Here is a 21,643-nt window from a genome sequence, read left to right as displayed (position 1 = left end):
TGGCGGGCCGGCCGAAGTATCCGACACTATCTCTGCGACCAAGGAGGGCTAAGCCATGGCTTCTCAAGCCGAGCTCACCCCGTGCGGGGCAATGTTTGACATCTTTAAGCGCGCAGCGCACCTGAGCCATATCGAACTGTGCGGCCTGGTGCTCTCGAGCCGCCCGCTCGCCGACGGCCGTAGTCCGCAGAGCCGTGCCGCCGATCGCTCCTGGGTTTCGCGCTTTATCGTGCGCGCGCCGGTCGGCACGCTGCAGGAACGTTATTTTGCCGATTACGGCACCTCGGCCGCGCGCATTATGTCGCAGCTGGCCCTGCGCCGCCGCAATCCCATGGACGCCGCGGCCGTGACCAATATGGTGTGCGGCCCCGCTGGCGAGCCCATGGTGCGGGCACTCGAGGAATGCCATCAGGACACGAATCTCTATCGCAATGCGCTCGAGCGCCTGTCGCAGGCGGCTGAGCTCATGCCCGCCGAGCGCGCGGAGGCTATCCTGGTACTGTTCGTCGCCGTAGGCTGTTCGGCGGATGTTCGCTCGTCGGTGACCTACGCCATCGATTACGCACATGCGACCTGCGGCGGCGCCACGTCGACGCCGCGCTCGCTGAGCACATCTTCAGTCACAGGCGAGCACGAGGCTTCGCCGGCGCATCCGCTGGGACTGCTGCGCGTGCAAAACGGCTATGTGGTGAGCGCCCCGCGCTGGATTCAACCGAGTGAGGAGGGCGTCGAGATCGGCGCGCTGGCTACGGGGGAGGGCGACATTACCGACGTCGGCGACGACGTCTCGGCTCGTCATGCCCATATCTGGTGCGACGATTCTGGCACATGGTTTGTCGAGGACCTGTCGTCCACGAACGGCACCGTGGTGGTAAACGGGGCCACGAGTGTGTGTATTCAAGTAGAGCCCGGCCGCTCCGCCCAGCTCAATCCCGGCGACGAGCTCAAACTCGGCGAATCCACCACCTACGCCATCCTCCTCGGCGCCCTCTAGCCGACAGATAGGGACGCTCCTTTTCTGTCGGCACTTGGGGACACTCCTTGGCGCGCCAGAGCCAGTCGCCCGGGGATGGGGGGACCATTTTGGCCCTTGACGGTCACCCGAGGTAAACCTTTACCGCCCACCTATATTTGCCGAAATATGGCCTGACGGCGGGGTACAATAAACCCGCATGCGGATTTCCGTTGCGGGCGCTTCCCATCGCCGGGGCGTGCCCGGGAGCATCCGGCATGCGGCCTTTGCGGCGCTCGGTCATGTGCAAGACGGGTAGCTGGGCTTGTGGAGCGCGTGCAGCCCTCCTCGCCTCGGCATGCCTTCTCTCCACGCCATGTACCTGCTGCTGAGCCTGCCTGCCAGATGATTGGAAGCAACAGCGAAAATCCCATCACGCCAACATCCCGGCGATCGCCGGGGCCTGTATACCTATATGAGAGGAGAGGGGTATATGGCGCGTAAGTTTAAGTCTATGGACGGCAACGAGGCGGCCGCATATGTTTCGTATGCGTACACCGAGGTAGCGGGAATCTATCCCATTACGCCGTCCAGCCCGATGGCCGACCATGTCGACCAGTGGGCGGCCCAGGGTCGCAAGAATATCTTCGGCACCCCGGTCAAGGTCGTCGAGATGGAGTCCGAGGCAGGTGCAGCCGGTACCGTTCACGGTTCGCTGGGCGCCGGTGCTCTGACCACCACCTACACGGCTTCTCAGGGTCTGCTCCTGATGATCCCGAACATGTACAAGATCGCGGGCGAGCAGCTCCCGGGCGTCTTCCACGTCTCCGCGCGTTGCGTCGCTTCCCACGCCCTGAACATCTTTGGCGATCACTCCGACGTCATGGCCTGTCGTCAGACCGGTTTCGCCATGCTCGCCGAGGGCAACGTCCAGGAGGTCATGGACCTCTCGCCGGTGGCTCACCTTGCCGCCATCGAGGGTAAGACCCCGTTCCTTAACTTCTTCGACGGCTTCCGCACCAGCCACGAGATCCAGAAGGTCGCCATGTGGGACTACAAGGATCTGGCCGAGATGTGCGACATGGACGCCGTCCAGGCTTTCCGCGACCACGCGCTCAACCCTGAGCACCCGCACACCCGCGGCAGCCACGAGAACGGCGATATCTTCTTCCAGAACCGTGAGGCCTGCAACAAGGTCTACGACGAGCTTCCCGCCGTCGTCGAGGGCTACATGAAGAAGATCAACGAGAAGCTCGGCACCGATTACGGCCTGTTCAACTACTACGGCGCTCCCGATGCTGATCGCGTCGTCGTGTGCATGGGCTCCTTCTGCGACGTGCTCGAGGAAGTCATCGACTACCTCAACGCTCACGGCGAGAAGGTCGGCCTGGTCAAGGTTCGCCTGTTCCGCCCGTTCTCCATCAAGCACTTTGTGGACGTTCTCCCCGAGACCGTCCAGAAGATCGCCGTCATGGACCGTACCAAGGAGCCGGGTTCCATCGGCGAGCCGCTCTACCAGGACGTCGTCTCCGCTCTCTACGAGGCCGGCAAGACGGGCATCAAGGTCGTCGGCGGCCGTTATGGCCTGGGCAGCAAGGACACGCCTCCCGCGTCCGCGTTCGCTGTCTTCGAGGAGCTCAAGAAGGACGAGCCCAAGCGCGAGTTCACCATCGGCATTGTCGATGACGTGACCAACCTGAGCCTGCCCGAGGCCGAGGATGCGCCCAACACCGCAGCCCCCGGCACCATCGAGTGCAAGTTCTGGGGTCTGGGTGGCGACGGTACCGTCGGCGCCAACAAGAACTCGATCAAGATCATCGGCGACCACACCGACAAGTACGTCCAGGCCTACTTCCAGTACGACTCCAAGAAGACCGGCGGCGTCACTGTCTCGCACCTGCGCTTTGGTGATTCCCCGATCCGCTCGCCGTACTACGTGACCAAGGCCGACTTTGTCGCTTGCCACAACCCCAGCTACATCGTTAAGGGCTTCAAGATGGTCCGCGACGTCAAGCCGGGCGGCACCTTCCTGGTCAACTGCCAGTGGAGCGACGAGGAGTTCGCCGAGCACATGCCCGCCGTGGCCAAGCGCTACATCGCGAACAACAACGTCAACGTCTACCTGATCGACGCTATCGACCTGGCGGCCAAGGTCGGCATGGGCAAGCGCACCAACACGGTGCTCCAGTCCGCCTTCTTCGCGCTGGCCAAGGTCCTGCCCGCCGAGAACGCCCTGCAGTACATGAAGGACGCGGCTACCAAGTCCTACATGAAGAAGGGCCAGGCTATCGTCGACGCCAACCACAAGGCCATCGATGCCGGCGCTACTGCTTTCCGTAAGTTCGAGGTTCCGGCCGACTGGGCTACCGCCGAGGACGCCGCTCCCGTCGAGCTCTCCGAGGAGACCAAGTCCGCCATCGCCCAGCAGGTCAAGAACCTGCTCGAGCCCATCGATCGCATGGATGGCGACAGCCTGCCCGTTTCCGCCTTCGTCGGTTGCGCCGACGGCCAGTTTGAGCTGGGCGCCTCCGCATACGAGAAGCGCGGCGTCGCCGTGGTCGTTCCCCACTGGGACGAGACCAAGTGCATCCAGTGCAACCAGTGCGCCTATGTGTGCCCGCATGCCACCATCCGTCCGTTCGCGATGACCGAGGACGAGGCTGCAGCCGCGCCCGAGGCTACCCGCACGCTCGACGCTATGGGCCCCAAGGCCAAGGGCATGAAGTTCACCATGGCCGTGTCCCCGCTCGACTGCATGGGCTGCACCAACTGCGTCAAGGTCTGCCCCAAGGGCGCCCTCGAGATGGTTCCCACCGAGCAGGAGATGGACCAGCAGCCCGTTTGGGACTACATGGTCGAGAACGTCTCCGAGAAGAAGGAGCTCATCGCGGCCAACGTCAAGGGCAGCCAGTTTAAGCAGCCCTACCTGGAGTTCTCTGGTTCCTGCGCCGGTTGCGCCGAGACCGCCTATGCACGTCTGGTGACCCAGGTCGCCGGCGACCGCATGTTCATTTCCAACGCCACCGGCTGCTCCTCCATTTGGGGTAACCCCGCTGCCACCGCTCCTTACTGCAAGGACAAGGACGGTCACGGCCCGGCGTGGAACAACTCCCTGTTCGAGGACAATGCCGAGCACGGTCTAGGCATGGCCGTCGGTTACGAGGCCGTCCAACACAAGCTGATCGCCGCTACCCAGGACATCATCGCTGCCGATGGTCCGTCCGACGAGCTCAAGGCTGCTGGCCAGGCTTGGATTGACTCCGTCAACGACGCCGAGGCCTCCAAGACCGCTGCCGCTGCCTACGTTGCCGAGCTCGAGAAGTGCGGCTGCGAGGCTTCCAAGGCAATCCTCGCCGACAAGGCTTACCTCACCAAGAAGTCCTTCTGGATCTTCGGCGGCGACGGCTGGGCCTACGACATCGGCTTCGGTGGCCTGGACCACGTCCTGGCTTCCGGCCACAACGTCAACGTCTTCGTCTTCGACACCGAGGTGTACTCCAACACCGGCGGTCAGGCCTCCAAGGCCTCGAACCTGGGCCAGGTCGCTCAGTTCGCCGCTGCTGGTAAGGTGACCAAGAAGAAGTCCCTGGCCGAGATTGCCATGAGCTACGGCTACGTCTACGTGGCACAGGTTGCCATGGGCGCCAACCCGGCTCAGACCCTCAAGGCCATCCACGAGGCCGAGGCCTACGACGGCCCGTCCCTCATCATCGGCTACAGCCCCTGCGAGATGCACTCCATCAAGAAGGGCGGCATGCAGAACTGCCAGGCCGAGATGAAGAAGGCTGTCGAGTGCGGTTACTGGAACCTCTTCCGCTTCAACCCCGAGGCTGCTGCCGGCAAGAAGTTCTCACTCGATTCCAAGGAGCCCGCGGGCGGTTATCAGGAGTTCCTGATGAACGAGGCCCGTTACGCTTCGCTGACGCGTTCCTTCCCCGAGCGCGCCGAGGAGCTCTTCAAGGAGAACGAGCAGGCCGCTATGGACCGCTACGCTCACCTGTTGAAGCTCAAGACGGTGTACAACGAGGCCTAGGTCTCCCACCGCAGGATCTGAGGGCTAACCTTCGCGGACGTCCTCGGACATGAAAGAACCCCCGCTGCGCAGTTCACTACGTGCGGCGGGGGTTCTTTCGTCCTGCGGAGTGTCCGCGAAGGTTAGCCCTCAGATCCTGCTACGACTACGTCCTCGGATTGTGGGGCTGAATGAAGGACGTGGCTGTGGGGGTGCCTTGTCCCGGTCGCTGTTTCGCGGCGTGGCCGCGAAACCACGCGCCACTTTGGGCATGGAGGGCTAGCTGATTGTGGCCTTCTGCTGCCCCAGTGCTGTTTCGCGCTTTGCGCGAAACATCGCAGCACTTTGGGCATAGTGGGGGAGTTGGTTGTCGCTGCCTTCTATCCCCTTGCTGTTTCGCGCCTTTGGCGCGAAAGGCGCAGTACTTTGGGCGTGGGGGCTGGCTTGCGGACTCAGATGACCTAGAGAGATATGGGTGCAAACGAGAAATCGTTGTTGGGGTCGTCCTTTTCCATAAACTCATCGAGACAGAATGTCATATAGATTGGAACGTAAAGGATCTTGCCCTCTTTACAAAGGTTTTCGTGGCTCAGCACAACGGCCTCGGGAATTTTGTACTCGCCCACACTCATCAAACGGTCGAGGGCTGCATGTGCTCGAACTTTCTTGCCCGATTTGACTTCGATTGGGACAACATGCCCGCGGGCACCTTCGATTACAAAGTCGACTTCACCGACCTCACGCGTTTGGTGGTACCACGTATCTGCTCCGAGGGCAACGAGTTCCTGTGCGACCACGTTCTCATAGAGGCCGCCGAGGTTGGGGGTTTTCATGTCAAGGTAGACGGCGCGTGCCGTGCTGCCGGGATACCGCGATGCGAGCATACCTGTATCGGACTCGTATAGTTTAAAGGCCGTCGTTTTCTCCGTCCTCTTGAGAGGACTTCGTGCCTCCGTCACCTGGGGGACCATCAATCCAACGCCTGCGTTCACCAGCCATAGGAAATCCTGCTCGTATTTTTGAAGACGAGCTCCCTCGCCTAGAGACGAGACGATAAAGCGATGGGACTCCGCCTCAAGCTGAACGGGAATTTGCTCGAAAATGGAGCGAACGTTAAACGCTCGAGTCGATGCATATTTAGAGATATCGCTTTTGTACTGATCGACTAGCTGAATTTGAAGCTCACGCGTTCTCACGAGCGAATAGCCCGAATCGATATAGTTCTGAACGACCTCCGGCATGCCGCCGCAAACGATATAAGCTCTAAAGTTTTTGAGCATCGCCTCATGAATAAAATTTTCGACGGGACGCCTCTCGACAAGGCAGCTGCGGATGTCTGCAAGCACATTCTCGCTGATGCTGTTTGCCCAACAAAACTCTTCAAAATCCATTGGCCGCATAACAATGTGCTCGACATACCCCACCGGGAAAGAAGAGATCCCCTTAAACTCAGTCCCAAGCATAGACCCCGAGAAGACATAGCTAAAGCGTCCGTCCTCGACCAGCGCCTTCATAAGTGTAACGATCTGCGGATACTCCTGAATCTCATCGACAAAGATAAGCGTATCTCCCTCAACAAGCGGTGCATCCGCAAGAAGGGCCACACGGTTGATGAAGTCAATGGAGTTCTTAGCGCCAACAAGTACGTCTCTTGCCTCGGCATCAAGTAGCAGATTGACCTCATAATACGAAGCGTAGTTGCTCTTTCCAAACGCGCGAATCGCATAGCTCTTGCCAATCTGACGCGCACCGGTAACAAGCAGGGCCTTATGGGAGTTATTCTTCCAGCTCAAAAGCCTATCAGTGACTTTGCGGCGTAGCATTAAAACACCTCATTGACAAAAATTGGCAAATAGATTTGCCCCTAATCATACAAAAATTGACAAATAGATTTGACCCAAATCATACAAAAATTGGCAAATAGCAAAGCTCACTTAGGCCTCAAAGCCAGCGAGCCAGCACGGTACTTTGCGAAAAGGCTGGCGGCGCCGTTGTTGAGGGTGGCCAGGTTGACAGTGGCGCCGTTAGCGTTCTCGGCTGCTTGGGCGCGCAGGAGCGAAAGGGCGTCGGTAGCGTTCATGCAGAAGCCGACGGTAAAGTTCCATACTGCGAACTCGCAGTCGCTTGCCGCGGGGTGAAGCGCGATCGGCTATCCCTTATGTTGGATGAAAAGCCCCATGTTTTTGCAGGGGTGCATACTCAACTTATAAGTGCATAGAATCTCGTATAGTGCGAGTAAGATATTGCGCTGTCCGTTTTGTGTTTAGCAGAGATGTAGTTTGCATAATCCGACATAATCCTCGCTGCATTTAAATAAAGTTGCACGTAAATGGCGTAGATATGCGTGAGCTGGGGTTCTTTACGCTGAGCGGATAAAAACGACCGTTCACCGTTCCGCTATTTTCAAAATGAATAAAATGAGCGATAAAGAGAATATAAACCTTAATAAACTCGCGTAACGCACGGACGCGGGTTATTAATGGGTTGTAGGCCTTTTACAGAAAGGATTCCAGCAATGTCTAAGCCTCTTGGCAAGCCCGATCGTATTGTCGTCGCCCTTGGCGGCAACGCCCTCGGCAACAACCCCGTCGAGCAGATCGAGGCCGTGAGCAACACCGCCCACGCTCTCCTTGGTCTTATCGAACAGGGTAACGAGATCATCATCACCCACGGCAACGGCCCGCAGGTCGGCATGATCCAGAACGCCTTCGCCGCTGCCCACGATGCCATCGGTACCCCCGAGATGCCGCTGCCCGAGTGCGGCGCCATGTCCCAGGGCTACATTGGTTATCACCTGCAGCAGGGCATCGGCCGCGAGATGCACAAGCGCTATAAGCGTTGGCACGCCGCCACCGTCGTCACCCAGATCGAGTGCGATCCGGATGATCCCGCGTTCAAGAACCCGACCAAGCCGATCGGCCCCTTCTACACCGAGGAGCAGGCCAAGGAGTTCATGGCCGAGGATCCCTCCAAGGTCTTCGTCGAGGATTCCGGCCGCGGCTGGCGTCGCGTCGTCGCTTCCCCCGATCCCAAGAAGATCGTCGAGGCTGACTCCATCCTCAACCTGCTCGACAACGAGTTCATCGTCATCGCCTGCGGTGGCGGCGGCATCCCCGTCGTCCGCGACTACGAGAACAAGGGCTGCTACAAGGGCGTTCCCGCCGTCATCGACAAGGACCTGGGCGGCGAGCTGCTGGCCGAGGACTGCGACGCCGACGTTCTGTTCCTGCTGACCGCCGTTGAGCATGTCGCCATTAACTTTGGCAAGCCCAACCAGGAGGAGCTCGAGGACCTCACCGCCGACGAGGCCGAGCGCCTGGCCGACGAGGGTCAGTTTGGCAAGGGTTCCATGGAGCCCAAGGTCCGCGCTGCCATCAAGTTCGCCCGTTCCCGCAAGGGCCGCACCTGCATCATCGGCGCTCTGGACAAGGCTGCCGAGACCATGGCCGGCCTCTCCGGTACCCGCATCCACGAGTAGTCTCTACTCTGTTGCCTCTCTCGTGGGCGCCAGGCAAAGCGCCTACAAACTAGCCTCTCTTCATGAGCCCCGCAGTCCGCTCCGACTGCGGGGCTTTTGCTATTCAGCTAGTCATTAGGGACGTTCTTAAATGACTAGTCAAACAAGAGCGTCCCCAATGACCACTCATTTAAGTCTGTCCCCAATGAGTGCTCAATGACTAGTAGTAGGCCCACATGGCTTCGACTTCGTTGAGGACCTCTACGACGCCCCAGCGACGGGCGCTGCGGCTGGCCGAGTTGGGGTCGTAGACGCCAATCTGGCTGGCATCGTCGATGCCGTAGAGCACGATGTAGTGGCCTACGTTGGTAAACGTACCGGGGCGCACTGCGGCGATAACGGGCGCACCCGAGCGAAGTGCTTGGGTAATCGATTCGCGATCGTTATAGAGCTGTGTTCCGTTGAGCCCCAGCTGCCACGCACCGCCTGTCATAAACGACCACTCGGTGGCACCGGTGGGGGCGTAGTTGCCGGCTTCGGCCAGTGCGCATATATCGACCGGCGTCTTATCGGTATGGCCGGTCTTAAAGATATAGACCATGGTGAGGCAGGTGGGACCGCAAGCGTTTTCGCGAATAGTGCCACCGGCATAGGGCAGCTCCGACCATGCGGGGTCAATTTGGTAGATGTGGGGCATGGTGCCGGCCTGCCATTGCGAGCGTGGGGTCGAGAACGCAAAGGAGTAACCGGGCGCGACGGGAGCTTTAAGCAGCTTGTCCTCGGCAGTGGGCTCAAGACCGGCTGATCCGTGCGAGATACAGGATCCCAAAAACACAAAGACGAGGCAGGCGGCAATGGAGCAAAGCGCAAGGCGTAGGCGGCGGGCTGGAAGTGCGTGGCTTGTGGTGTGCGACGCGGGGCGAGGGGCGGAATTGCCGCGATTGCGTTGAGGTCGCGAAAAGGAGCGCTTAACGTAGTAGTCGGTCGTACGGCAATCGTAGCGGCGTGGCTGCGATGTGTCGATCTGGCGTTGGCGTGTGCTCGTGCTCACGCGGTCTGACTGCTGCACGGTACGGCTTTGTTGCCGAGAAGAAGCCCCGGGCTGCTCTTGGGGGCGCTGCTGGTTGTCGTTGTCGGAGGTGCTTCTGGGCGTTGGTGTGGTACGGCCGGCAAGGCGCACGCTTTGTGGCCGTTGGTCGCCGTCATTGTATCCGTATGCCATTCGAATCACCTTGCCTCATGTGTAACTTGTCTATCCTACATAAAAAGATGCACGACACATGGGTATGTGCGCCAAAAGCCTGACAAATGGTATGAACGTTGCCGCGCCGCGCGCCAAGCGTCACGGCAACAGGTATTCAAAAGCAGACAAGATGAAAGCGTCCAAGACGAATGACGTCTCCCGCCGTTCGTCCCAAAAACGGCGCCGCTCGTTTTGCGGTTCTGCCTTCGGTCGAGCCGCAAGCGGCGCTGCTGTGCCAAGGCCGTATCTTAAAGCCATGGAATAAAAGCGCGCGGCAAAACGGACCGCGCAAGGGGTGACGCCAAGGGGCGTCAAAAAGGAAAGGAGGGGAACAATGGCGGACAAGAATGCAGAAGTTGCAGTCGAGGATAACGGCGGCATGAAGAAAACGCTTTCGCTCTGGAACTTCTTTACCATCGGTTTCGGTGCCATCATCGGTACCGGCTGGGTTCTGCAGGTCGGCGACTGGATGGTCGTGGGCGGCGGCCCCGTTCCCGCTATGATCGCATTCCTCTTGGGTGCAATCTTCCTCGTGCCCGTCGGAGCTGTTTTCGGTGAGCTCACGGCTGCTATCCCCATCTCGGGCGGCATCGTCGAGTATGTCGATCGTAGCTTTGGCCGTACGATGAGCTACATCACCGGCTGGCTCCTGGCCCTGGGCAACGGCATCCTGTGCCCGTGGGAGGCCATCGCCATTTCGACCCTCGTGTCCGAGATGTTCGGCAGCCTGCCCGGTCTTGAGTGGCTGCGCGCCGTCAAGCTCTACACCATCTTGGGCGCCGACGTTTACTTGTTCCCGACGCTAATCGCGCTCGGCTTTGCAGTCTACGTCATCTTCCTCAACTTCCGCGGTGCCAGCTCGGCCGCCAAGCTCCAGGCCTTCCTGACCAAGGCTCTGCTCTGCGGCATGCTGCTCGCCATGGGTGTCTCGCTGTTCACCGGTTCGCCGGAACACGCCATGCCCGTGTTCTCCCAGGTCACCGGTGCTGGCGGCGGCAAGCCCGCTACCGAGGGCACCAGCCTGTTCGCCGGCATCGTGTCGGTCCTGGTTTTGACCCCGTTCTTCTACGCCGGCTTCGATACCATTCCTCAGCAGGCTGAGGAAGCAGCCGAGGGCCTCAACTGGAACAAGTTCGGCAAGATCATCTCCCTGGCCCTGCTGGCCGCCGGCGGCTTCTACATGGTCTGCATCTACTCGTTCGGCACCATCCTCGACTGGCATGAGTTTGTTAAGAGCCCGGTTCCCGCGCTTGCCTGCCTCAAGGGTATCAACATGCTCCTGTACCTGGCCATGCTCGTCATCGCCACGCTTGGACCCATGGGTCCGATGAACTCCTTCTACGGCGCCACGAGCCGCATCATGCTCGCTATGGGCCGCAAGGGCCAGCTGCCCGAGAAGTTCGCCGAGGTCGATCCCAAGTCCGGTGCTCCCAAGCTCGCCTGCGTCGTTCTGGGCATCATCACCGTCGTCGGTCCGTTCCTGGGCAAGAACATGCTCATCCCTCTGACCAACGTGTCGGCTCTCGCCTTCATCTTCTCCTGCGGCATGGTCGCCCTCGCTTGCCTGCGCATGCGCTTCACCGAGCCCGACCTGCCTCGTCCCTACGAGGTGCCCGGCGGCAAGTTTGGCATCAGCCTCGCTATCGTTGCCTGCGGCACCATCATTGGCCTGCTCGTGATCCCGTTCTCTCCCGCCTCCCTCAACATGGTGGAGTGGAGCATCGTGATCGGCTGGCTGGCTGTTGGCCTGGCCCTCATGGCCTTCACCAATTCCCGCAAAAAGTAACGCCGAGCCGGGGCGGATCGGGTGCGCGGAGCCCTCTCTTCCGCGCACCGAACCCGGCACCACTTGGGTAGTTTTGTGAGGCCTTAACCCAACATGGCCTCGCCCACTATATGGATCCATAAGGAGGAACCATGTCCACTAAGTATGCAATCGTTGGCGGCAAGCTCATCGACGGTACCGGTGCCGAGCCGGTCGAGAACTCCCTCGTTCTCGTCGACGACAACGGCAAGATCGAGTATGCCGGTGTCATGCAGGACCTTCCCGAGGGCGTTGAGGTTATCGACGCCGCCGGCAAGACCGTCCTTCCCGGCCTGATCGACACCCACCTGCACTTCTCGGGCAACCTGACCGACGATGACACCGACTGGGTCATGCAGCCGCTCCTCGAGAAGCAGGCCGTCGCCGTCAAGCAGGCCTACGACTGCCTCACCCACGGTCTCACCACCGTCTGCGAGATCGGCCGCTTTGGTATCCAGATCCGCGACTGCATCGACAAGGGCGTCTTCAAAGGCCCGCGCGTTCTGGCCACTGGCCTCGGCTTCTGCCGCGTTGCCGGCCACGGTGACTCCCACCACTGCAGCCAGCAGCTCAACAAGGACTCCCACCCCTGGGGCGACCAGGTCGACGGTCCTTGGGATCTGCGTAAGGCCGTCCGTCGTCGCCTGCGCGAGAACCCCGATGCCATCAAGATCTGGGCTACCGGTGGCGGCATCTGGCGCTGGGACTCCGGCCGCGACCAGCACTACTGCTCCGAGGAAATCCAGGCTGTGATCGAAGAGGCCAAGTTGGTCGGCATCCCCGTGTGGAGCCACTGCTACAACAACCACGCCGCTGCCTATGATTCCGTCCGCTTTGGCTGCGAGCAGCTGATCCACGGCTTCGATATCGATGAGCGCACCATGGACCTCATGGCCGAGCAGGGCACCTTCTTCACGCCGACGATCGCCTTCCTGCCCACCTGGTACGCCACCTATCCGCCCGTCTACGTCCCCGAGCTGCACGACAAGTACGAGGGCACCCTGGTCGAGAAGGAGCTGCAGCGCAACTACGACTGCCTGCGCGAGGCCAAGAAGCGCGGCGTCGTCATGACGATCGGCTCCGACTCCTTCTCCTTCGTCACCCCGTACGGCACCTGCTCTATCGAGGAGATGTACGAGTTCGTCGACAAGATCGGCTTCACCCCGGTCGAGACCATCACCTGTGCCACCCTCAACGGTGCCAAGATGTGCCACATCGAGGACGAGACCGGTTCCATCGAGGCCGGCAAGTGCGCCGACCTGCTGGTCGTCAACGGTGACGTCGCCGCCGACATCCACGTGCTCAACACCGACAACATGGACGTCATCATGAAGGACGGCTGGATCGTCGAGGCTGGCACCTTTGGCGAGGCCAACAAATACAGCGCCTAAGATACCGTTTGTCGATGGCTGGATGTAAAACACAGTTTTTGATTGCATAATGCAATGGAGAGGGTCGCTTGCGGCCCTCTTTATTGCTATGGGGTGCGTCAGTAAGAAGGAGATGACGGTGGATCTCAATAGGCTGATTCTGGGCAAGAGCTACAACTCTACCAAGGTCTTTCGTACCGCTCAGCATGTGGTTCAAGCCATCTTGCTCGGTATTGTCGTTCCGCTGCTTATCCTGCTGCTCATCTGGGATCTAACCGATAATCCCAATCCCGTTCCGGCCGTTGTCGTCATTGCCGGCTTGGTCATGCTGTGCTTCTTCTTCTCGTACGTCTTTGTCGTTCCCGACGACCTCACATCGAGCGCTACCGACCGCACGCTCGCCATCGCGTCGAAAATATTCGCCTACACGTCGCGCGGCCTTACGCCCGAAGCTGCCCTGGGCGCCTCTAAGATCATCCTGTCCGAAACCATCGCCTCTGCCATCTGCTTTACCGACGGCAAGCAGGTGTTGGCAAGCTGGGGCGAGGACTCGGCAAAATGCCCCGCGGGCACCCCGGTGGTGCTGCGGACCACGCTCAATGTGATCAACAGCGGTGAGCAAAGCGTTTTCTCGCGCGATGCCTCGACCGAGACAGGTGGCTACTTTCCGCGCCTGCGCGCCGGTATTGTCGCACCGCTTACCGTGCGCGGGCATTGCGTGGGCACGCTCGAGCTGTATTATCCCCGTCTGAGCAGCATCGATATGCGCCAGACGGCGCTCGCCTCGGGCTTTGCCGACCTCATTTCCACGCAGCTTGCGAGCTTTGAGCTCGAGCGCCAGGACGAGCTTACGGCCCGCGTGGAGCTGCGCGCCTTGCAATCGCAGGTCGATCCTCATTTTCTGTTTAACACCATCAGCACCATTGTGTCGCTCGTACGTACCGAGCCGGACAAGGCCAGGTCGCTGCTCATCGACTTTTCCAATTACTACCGTCAGACACTGTCCGATTCCGATACCCTCACAACGCTCGAGCACGAGGTGGAACAGGGCACTCGTTACATCAACCTTATGCAGGCCCGGTATGGCGACGGCCGTCTGCGCGTCTCGGTCGATATCGACTTTGAGGTGCGCGACAGCATGGTGCCGCCGTTTATCTTGCAGCCGCTGCTCGAAAACTGCATCAAGCATGCGCAGCGCGAGACCGAGCCGCTTTCTATTCGTGTTAGGGCTTTTGAGACCGATGACGGTCTGGAGATCATCGTCGAAGATGACGGCATCGGTATGAGCGAAGAAGTCTGCGCGCACCTGTTTGAGCAGCATCGCCGAGAGGAGCCCGAGAGCATTACCGCCGACGGCTCCATCAAACGAGGCTGCGGCCTGGCGCTCTTCAACGTGCTTCAGCGCATCCATTTCTTTTACGGGGAAGATTCTGGCATGCGCGTGAAGTCCCAGGAGGGCGTGGGAACGCAGGTCATCGTCGAGCTGAACGGCGAGCCGCATGAGCCGGCGCCGATGAAGGTGTAGCGCGCGGTTGGATTGAGAGAAAAAAGAGGGGAAGCGCATATGTCCGAGGGATGGAACATCTTGGTGGTTGATGACGAGCCTCCTATTAGGGCTGAGCTACGCTATCTATTGGAAAAGGATACGCGTGTGGGTCATATTGCCGAGGCGGGCAATGTCCCCGAAGCCGTGGAGTCGATTCTGTCGAACAAGCCCGACGTGTTGTTTTTAGACATTACCATGCCCGGTCGCTCGGGAATTGAGCTTGCCGAGACGCTGCAGAACCTAAAGACGCCGCCGGTCGTGGTGTTTGTGACGGCATTTGCCGAGTATGCGGCTGATGCCTATAACCTCGATGCCGTCGATTATGTCGTCAAGCCGGTTGAGGACGCACGCCTGTCAAAGGCACTCGACAAGATCGAGGCGGCCTTGGGCGTCCGTCGTGTTATCCACGCTCCGCGCCAGCCTTTGCGTCTGACGGTGGACCGCGGGGGCAAAAAGGTGTTCATTCCCGCCGCAGACGTTTGCTACTTTGAGGCGCGCGCCGATTTTTGCAACGCCATCTGCGCCGAGGGAACGTACCTGATCAATGAGTCGATCTCTTCGCTCGAGCGTCGCTTGGACTCCGAGGGCTTTATTCGCGTTCATCGCAGCTACCTGGTCAATTTGGAAGACGTGCACAATGTTGAGATTGGCTCCACGGGGTTGATGGAGCTCAGGCTCGACCGCGTGAACTCGACGGTACCGGTGTCCCGTCGTCGTGCCGCCGAGGTCAAGTCGCACCTGGGGCTTGCGTAAGAGGCTTGCGTGCTGTCGTTTACCATCGCAGGTTTGGCATGGGCGCGCGGTGGGCATAATGGGTGGCATCGAATGAAATCGAAAGGATCATTATGCCCGCGCTTATCACCCATCATCTGTTTGGCGAGGAAAGCATCGACCGTCTTCCGCAGGGCGTCATCACGTCCGATGAAGAGCGCATTGCCTTTATCTTGGGCAACCAAGGCCCCGACCCGTTTTTCTTTCACATTCTGACACCGCGTGTTTCCGACTGCACGCTGCTGGCGCAGGTCATGCATCGGTCGCGCATGTCTCGCCAGTTCGCGTGCCTGCGCGACGGCGTGTCGCATCTGCTGCCGCGCGATGCCAGCTTGGGTCGTGCCTTTGCGCTGGGCCTGCTGTCTCATTACGTGCTCGACCGCAACGCTCACCCCTTTGTCTATGAGCAGCAGTTTGGCATCGTGGAGTCCGATTCAGAGCTTGAGGATTCGAGCAGTCAGGTCCATGCCGTGATCGAGAGCGACCTGGATGTACTGATGCTGCAGCTTAAACGCGATGGCGCTACGGTCGACGATTACCCGCCGGCGGGCGAGATCGTCACCACCGATCGCATCAATCGCGTGGCCGGCGTGCTGATGAGCTATGTTGCCGGACGCGTGTACGGCATTGACATTCCGGCGGGGGAGTACGGTGCTGCCGTTGCCAATATGCAGCGACTTTACCGCGCGATTGAGCCGGCCGGCTCCGCAAAGACGCGCGCGATCTCGCTGGTTGAGGGCTTGGTGCACGACTACTCGCTGCTCGACGGCCTTGCGCACCGCGTGACGACCGAGCTGCCCGAGCGTACCGGCAACCTGGGCCACTTGGCATGGAAGAACCCCTTTACCGATGAAGTCTCGACCGAGAGCTTCCCCGAGGTCTTTGACCGCGCGCTGCTCGATTACGAGTGCACGGTTGCCCGCTTTATCGAGACCGGCGATATGGAAGCCGTGACCAACCATGTCAATTACAGCGGTCGCGTGCTCAATGCCGATGAGGAGTTCGACCGCGAGGAATAGGGCTCATGCGTGCCCCTTTGCCGAATCCTTACCGGTGCTTCTGGACAATTGGGGTACGATGAACTAACTGCATATCGGGCAAATACGAAGGGTCCCTGTCCATGAAATACACCAAGCTCGAGCGTAACTGGGTTATGTACGATGTGGGCAATTCGGCCCTCGTGCTGCTCAATACCTCGGTGGTGCCCATTTACTTTAACGCCATCAATACCGGCGCTTCCTCGGCCGACCTGGTGGTCGCTTGGGGCAATGCGCAGACGATCGCCTCGCTGGTCATCGCCATGCTCATGCCCATTCTGGGCGCACTTGCCGACTACGCCGGCAACAAGATCAAGTTCTTCTTGGGCTTCTTCCTCACGGGCCTGGTGCTTTGCCTGGCGCAGGCTATCCCAATGTCTGCCATGGCATTTTTGACCGTGTACGTGCTGTGCACCATCGGCCTTAACTCTTCTATGACGTTCTACGACGCCATGCTGCCTGACATTACCACCGACGAGCGCATGGACGCCGTGTCCAGCTCGGGTTATGCCTGGGGCTACATCGGTTCCACCGTGCCGTTCGTCATCTGCCTGGCGCTCATCATGGGTGGCCCCGCTCTTGGCATCCCCACCATGCTGGCAACGCGTCTGTCGTTTATCATCACTGGTGCCTGGTGGCTCATCTTTACCCTGCCGCTCATTCGCACCTATAAGCAAAAGTACGGTCGCGAGCGCGGTCCCGAGGACACCATCGGCCACATCGTGGGCGGTGTGTTCTCCGAGGTCGGACACACCATGCGCGAGATTGCCCACAATAAGACCGTGCTGGTCTACATGATCGCGTTCTTCTTCTATATCGACGGTGTGCACACGGTCATTTCCATGGCCACCAGTTACGGATCGGCCTTGGGCATCGATTCGACGCAGCTGGTGCTGGCGCTGCTCGTTACGCAGTTCGTGGCCTTTCCGTCCGCCATCATCTACGGCAAGCTCGCCGGACGCGTGGGCACGCTCAACATGATCCTGGTGGCGGTCGCCGCCTACATGGGGATTGTGCTGTTCGCCGCGTTCTTCCTAAAGACCGCCTTTGAATTCTGGGTGCTTGCCATTATGGTCGGCCTGTTCCAGGGCGGTGTGCAGGCGCTCAGCCGTAGCTACTTTGGCCGCATTATCCCCAAGGAAAAGTCCAACGAGTACTACGGCTTCTTTGACATCTTTGGTCGTTATGCAAGCGTTATGGGCACCTTCCTGGTGTCGGTCGTCACCTCGCTGACCGGCAACCCGTCGCTGGGCGTCCTTTCCATTGGCGTGCTGCTGGTCGTTGGCTTTATGCTACTGGTCCGCCTGTCCCGCATGACTCGGGCGGCAGAGCATGCCGCATAGGAGCGAGCGGCTATTGTGCCTGTCCACGGTACTCTTTTGGGGTTATCCGCAATAAACATTGCGACTTGCGAGCAATGATTTGCCCAAGTGGGTATGATGGAATCAGCTAGGTCGCGGGGCGTCGCCTGTGTTTGGCGGCGTCCCGTTTTTGTGTTGCAGGGAGGGTAAGGCATGAACGCCACGGTCGTGATTCCAACGTATTGGGCGGGCGATGACGCTTGCGCAAACGCCCCTGGCACCTATGACCATTCGACGCGACTCAACGCAGACAATCCCGAACTCGACCGCTGCCTGGCCTCGCTTGAGCAGGTGTGCGACATCCCGCGCATCATCCTTTTGGTGGTCTGTCCTGTTTCTGCCACAGCCGATGTGTCGCTGCGCGTGCACGAGATTGTCGACGCGCATCCCACGCTCAAGGTCACCGTTGTCACCAACACCCAGGCCTCGCGCATCGCAGACCGGGTTGCTCAGATCGCGCCCAAGGGTTCGGGCGAGTGCGTGAGCCTGCGAGGCTACGGTGCCATCCGCAACATGGGGCTAGCCTGTGCCGCTGTGCTGGGGCATGACGCGGTTATCTTTTTGGATGACGATGAGACTGTCATCGACGCCGACTTTATGAAGCGCGCGACCTATGCGTTGGGGCAGCAGACGCGTCAGGGCTTGCCGATCTTGGTCAAGAGCGGCTATTTCTACGATCGCGACGGCTCGCCGCTGGCTCCCACGGACAAGGCGGGCATCTGCCATCGTTGGTGGACCAAGCGCATCGAGTTCAACCGTTGGATGAAAAAGGCGCTCTCGGGCACCCGCATCTCGCGCTCCAACTACGTGTGCGGCGGCCTGATGGCCCTGCACGCCCGCGCCTTTACGCGTGTGGCCTTTGACCCGTTTATCACCCGCGGCGAGGACTTGGATTACCTCTTTAACATGCGCATGTTTGGCTACGACGTGTGGTTCGATAACGAGTGGACCGTGCGCCATCTGCCTCCGGAGTCCGAAAAGCGCTCACCGCGCTTTATGCAGGATGTATACCGTTGGTACTACGAACGGGCCAAGTTGACATTCGCCGCGCACCAAAAGGAGCTCATTCCCGTTACGGCGGCATCACTCATGCCCTACCCGGGCCCGTGGATTTCGCGCGAGCTCGACGACCGCGTGCGCAAGACCGCTATGGTCCGCAGCGTGTTTACCCGCGAGCATGAGGGCTACCTGCGCATTTGGCGCCATGGCATCGACGAGGCAAAGGCCTATGCGCGCCAAAACGCTGCAAGCTACCTGCGTTTCCAGAGCTTTTGGCCCAAGATCATGGACGGGCTTTGGCGTGACGCACAACTGATCAGTATCCTGGAGGGGGCCGAATGATCGACCGCCGCGCCCAGCGCGATAGTTCAATATCAATCTTTCGCATCATTGCCGTTGCCTGCGCCATTTGCGTGCTGGTGTACTTTATTTTTGCCTTGGTGACCGGTATCGAGCCGATCGCCACGGTGATTGCCTGCGCGCTGCTGTGCATCTTTCTGTGCATCTTTATCTTTTTGACGCTCAATCCCGATTCGGTGCGCTCCCAGTACACCGAGGAGACGCTCTCGGTGGCCTCGGCCATGCTCGAGGACATTAAGGGCGGTCTGACGCAGGAGTCGGCGCGTTTGGTGTGCCGGCGCATTTTGCCCGAGACGCGCGCCATGACGGTGGCCATCACCGACGAGGGCAACGTGCTTGCCTGCGCGGGAGAGTTTGAGGAAAAACTGCTGCCCGATACTCCCATCCACACGCTTGCCACACGCTACGTTATCGAACATGGCATCGTGCAGTCGTTCAACCGTATGGTGGATGTCGTGGGCTCGGACGGCTCGCACAACCAAGTTCCCGCCGGCATTATCGCCCCCATCAAGGTGGGCGATCGTACCGTCGGCACGCTCAAGTTCTACTACAAGACCCCGCGCGCCGTCGACCGTACCCAGTACGCGCTTGCCTCGGGCTTTGCCGAGATCTTGTCCACGCAGCTCGCCATCCACGAGCTCGAGGTGCAAAAGGAGCTCACGGCGCGCGCCGAGGTGCGTGCGCTGCAGGCGCAGATTAACCCGCACTTCCTGTTCAACACGCTGAACACCATTGCATCGTTTACGCGCACCGACCCGCTGCGGGCCCGCGAACTGCTTCGTGAGTTCTCATCGTTCTATCGTGCCACACTCGACAACTCGGGATCGCTTATTCCGGTCTCGCGCGAGGTCGCACAGACCAAGCGCTACCTTACCTTTGAGAAGGCCCGCTTTGGCGAGGACCGCGTGCTTGCGACGTTCGATGTGTCCGAGGACGTGGAAGATACGCTGGTGCCGGCGTTCGTGATCCAGCCGATTGTCGAGAACGCCGTACGTCATGGTATGGGCGATGACGACGCCCTGAGGATCGACGTGACCGTTCACCAAGACGGCGAGGATGCAATCTTGATTGCCGTGGCCGATAATGGCGTGGGCATGGATGAGGGTACCGCCGCCAGACTGTTTGACGAGCGCTCTGCCCGCCCCGACGCCAGCTCTCCCCAGGGTGGCGGCGCCGGTGTGGCCATGCACAATATTTCGGAGCGCATCCATCGCTTTTATGGGCCGCACTCCTATACGCGTGTCGAATCGGCGCCGGGCAAGGGCACCAAAGTGCTCCTTCATCTTGATTTGTCAGAGAGCATCTTTGACATTCAAGAGTAAAATAAAAGGCTACGGGCTCAACGTCATGCGACGGATGCCCGGCGTAGTTAGTTGACGAAAGGTTTTATCCCTATGCTGCGTGCGATGATTGTGGATGATGAGGCGCCGGCTCGCTCGGAGCTTCGCTTCCTGCTCGAGCAAACGGGCAAGATCGGCACGATCACGGAGGCGTCGAGCGTCCGCTCCGCCATCGAGATGCTTATGGAAAGTCGCGTGGATGTCGTGTTTCTCGATATCTCGATGCCCGGTGCCTCGGGCCTGCAACTTGCCGAGGCGCTGCATAAGCTCAAAAATCCGCCGGCGATCGTGTTTGTGACTGCGTATAGCGACCATGCGGTCGAGGCATTCGACGTGGATGCCGTCGATTATCTGATGAAGCCGGTCGAGGAAGCTCGCTTGGATCGCGCGATCGAGAAGGTCATGCAACGCGCCAAGCCGGTTACGGACAGCAAGGTGACCATCGAGCGTATCCCGGTGGAAAAGGGCGGCCGCAAGGTGCTCATTCCCGTGGACGACATTCGCTTTATCATGGCCAAGGACGATTACTCCTGCATCTATACCGTCGATGATCGCTTTTTGTCGACGACCTCGCTGGCGCAGTTTGAGGCCAAGCTCTGCGACTTTGGCTTCTTCCGTGTTCACCGCCGCTATATCGTCAACCTAGCGTGCGTCACGGACGTTGAGACGGTGCCCTCGGGCGCCATCCAGCTGGGCATTACGGGCGTCGACGAACGCGTGCCGGTTTCTCGCCGCCGCGTCGTGCCGCTCAAGAAGGCTCTGAGTCTCTAGCACACTGGCCCCGCAGCCCTGTAGACCCATCGTCTGCGGGGCCGTGGGGCCTTTTTTGTATGTATCTGCCGAATCGTTTTTTGCGGAAGGGATCCCATGAACAGCGCAAGCGCCAAGCGCATCGACATCATCTCGGACACCCACGGCTATTTATCGCCTGCGCTCTTGGATGAGCTTGAGGGCGCAGACCTGATCATCCACGCCGGCGACCTTACGTCAGAGATGGACTACGAGCACCTATGCACCATCGCCCCCGTGCGGGCCGTATTGGGCAACAACGATTACTACCGCGACTACGGCCCCGACGTAGACCGTCTTGCGCTCTTTACCTACGAAGGCCTCAAATTCGCCGTAGCCCACTACCGCGAAGACCTTCCGGTGGGATCCGTAGACGTAGCCATCAACGGCCACACCCACGTAACCAAAGAAGCCCAAGTGGGCCGCTGCCTAGTCCTCAACCCGGGCAGCGCCAGCTACCCAAGGGGCAGCCGAGGCCCCACCATGGCCAGAATGCTCGTCAAAGACGGCAAGATCATAAGCACCAAGTTTATTGACTTGGACTAACCGCAACAAAAACGGGGGATGCAGATGCGTCCCCCGTTTCCATTTGAGCCAAAGGC

16 protein-coding genes are annotated in these 21,643 nt (G+C 59.8%); 13 read left to right on the top strand and 3 right to left on the bottom strand.

Annotated features, from left to right (window positions below; all coding sequences use genetic code 11):
- Nucleotides 1-55 precede the first annotated feature (55 nt).
- Both DXC67_RS09110 and nifJ read left to right on the top strand, forming a co-directional pair.
- Entirely contained in the window at nucleotides 56-994 is a 939-nt protein-coding gene (locus tag DXC67_RS09110; protein WP_117638140.1) for an FHA domain-containing protein, read from the top strand.
- Between the two features lie 451 nt (nucleotides 995-1,445).
- Nucleotides 1,446-4,985 carry a pyruvate:ferredoxin (flavodoxin) oxidoreductase gene (nifJ, locus tag DXC67_RS09105; RefSeq protein WP_117634442.1) on the top strand — a complete coding sequence of 1,180 codons (3,540 nt, stop codon included), beginning with the start codon at nucleotides 1,446-1,448 and terminating at the stop codon, nucleotides 4,983-4,985.
- A gap of 440 nt (nucleotides 4,986-5,425) precedes the next feature.
- Here nifJ and DXC67_RS09100 read toward each other — a convergent pair whose 3' ends face one another.
- Together DXC67_RS09100 and DXC67_RS10430 are read right to left on the bottom strand one after the other, a co-directional pair.
- Entirely contained in the window at nucleotides 5,426-6,787 is a 1,362-nt protein-coding gene (locus DXC67_RS09100) for an ATP-binding protein (RefSeq protein ID WP_117638139.1), read from the bottom strand.
- Nucleotides 6,788-6,894: 107 nt separating this feature from the next.
- A complete protein-coding gene (locus DXC67_RS10430; RefSeq protein WP_158549138.1) occupies nucleotides 6,895-7,044 on the bottom strand; it encodes a hypothetical protein in 150 nt (49 codons plus the stop codon).
- A gap of 435 nt (nucleotides 7,045-7,479) precedes the next feature.
- Here DXC67_RS10430 and arcC point away from each other — a divergent pair, with 435 nt between their 5' ends.
- Entirely contained in the window at nucleotides 7,480-8,442 is a 963-nt protein-coding gene (gene arcC, locus DXC67_RS09095) for a carbamate kinase (protein ID WP_006235166.1), read from the top strand.
- Nucleotides 8,443-8,641: 199 nt separating this feature from the next.
- On the opposite strand, the gene DXC67_RS10690 is transcribed toward arcC, so the two are convergent.
- Nucleotides 8,642-9,643 carry a C39 family peptidase gene (locus DXC67_RS10690; protein ID WP_233503219.1) on the bottom strand — a complete coding sequence of 334 codons (1,002 nt, stop codon included), beginning with the start codon at nucleotides 9,641-9,643 and terminating at the stop codon, nucleotides 8,642-8,644.
- Nucleotides 9,644-9,998: 355 nt separating this feature from the next.
- On the opposite strand from DXC67_RS10690, the gene DXC67_RS09085 reads away from it, so the two are divergent.
- From DXC67_RS09085 to DXC67_RS09040, 10 genes are all read left to right on the top strand, one after another.
- Nucleotides 9,999-11,450 carry an APC family permease gene (locus DXC67_RS09085; protein WP_117638138.1) on the top strand — a complete coding sequence of 484 codons (1,452 nt, stop codon included), beginning with the start codon at nucleotides 9,999-10,001 and terminating at the stop codon, nucleotides 11,448-11,450.
- A gap of 131 nt (nucleotides 11,451-11,581) precedes the next feature.
- Nucleotides 11,582-12,859, top strand: coding sequence for an amidohydrolase family protein (locus DXC67_RS09080; RefSeq protein ID WP_117638137.1), 1,278 nt, complete (start codon nucleotides 11,582-11,584; stop codon nucleotides 12,857-12,859).
- 112 nt (nucleotides 12,860-12,971) lie between these two features.
- Nucleotides 12,972-14,363 (top strand): sensor histidine kinase, encoded by a 1,392-nt coding sequence (locus tag DXC67_RS09075; RefSeq protein WP_233502905.1) that lies wholly within the window; start codon nucleotides 12,972-12,974, stop codon nucleotides 14,361-14,363.
- Between the two features lie 39 nt (nucleotides 14,364-14,402).
- Nucleotides 14,403-15,137: a LytTR family DNA-binding domain-containing protein gene (locus DXC67_RS09070; RefSeq protein WP_117634432.1), complete on the top strand. Its 735-nt coding sequence runs from the start codon at nucleotides 14,403-14,405 to the stop codon at nucleotides 15,135-15,137.
- Between the two features lie 92 nt (nucleotides 15,138-15,229).
- Nucleotides 15,230-16,174: a zinc dependent phospholipase C family protein gene (locus tag DXC67_RS09065; RefSeq protein WP_117634430.1), complete on the top strand. Its 945-nt coding sequence runs from the start codon at nucleotides 15,230-15,232 to the stop codon at nucleotides 16,172-16,174.
- Between the two features lie 101 nt (nucleotides 16,175-16,275).
- Nucleotides 16,276-17,535, top strand: a complete 1,260-nt coding sequence (locus tag DXC67_RS09060; protein WP_055252086.1) for an MFS transporter — start codon at nucleotides 16,276-16,278, stop codon at nucleotides 17,533-17,535.
- A 171-nt stretch (nucleotides 17,536-17,706) separates the two neighbouring features.
- Nucleotides 17,707-18,894, top strand: a complete 1,188-nt coding sequence (locus DXC67_RS09055; RefSeq protein WP_117638136.1) for a glycosyltransferase — start codon at nucleotides 17,707-17,709, stop codon at nucleotides 18,892-18,894.
- On the top strand, nucleotides 18,891-20,234 hold the full coding sequence (locus DXC67_RS09050; RefSeq protein WP_117584171.1) for a histidine kinase: 1,344 nt from the start codon (nucleotides 18,891-18,893) through the stop codon (nucleotides 20,232-20,234). The genes DXC67_RS09055 and DXC67_RS09050 overlap by 4 nt, the downstream gene beginning before the upstream one ends.
- A 72-nt stretch (nucleotides 20,235-20,306) precedes the next feature.
- Nucleotides 20,307-21,023 carry a LytTR family DNA-binding domain-containing protein gene (locus DXC67_RS09045; protein WP_006235156.1) on the top strand — a complete coding sequence of 239 codons (717 nt, stop codon included), beginning with the start codon at nucleotides 20,307-20,309 and terminating at the stop codon, nucleotides 21,021-21,023.
- A 96-nt stretch (nucleotides 21,024-21,119) separates the two neighbouring features.
- On the top strand, nucleotides 21,120-21,587 hold the full coding sequence (locus DXC67_RS09040) for a YfcE family phosphodiesterase (RefSeq protein WP_117638135.1): 468 nt from the start codon (nucleotides 21,120-21,122) through the stop codon (nucleotides 21,585-21,587).
- Nucleotides 21,588-21,643 lie beyond the last annotated feature (56 nt).

It is taken from the genome of Collinsella sp. TF07-1, assembly GCF_003437235.1.
GTDB lineage: Bacteria > Actinomycetota > Coriobacteriia > Coriobacteriales > Coriobacteriaceae > Collinsella.
The sequence above is the reverse complement of the archived record's forward strand: the minus strand, read 5'-3'. Positions and strand labels throughout refer to the sequence as shown.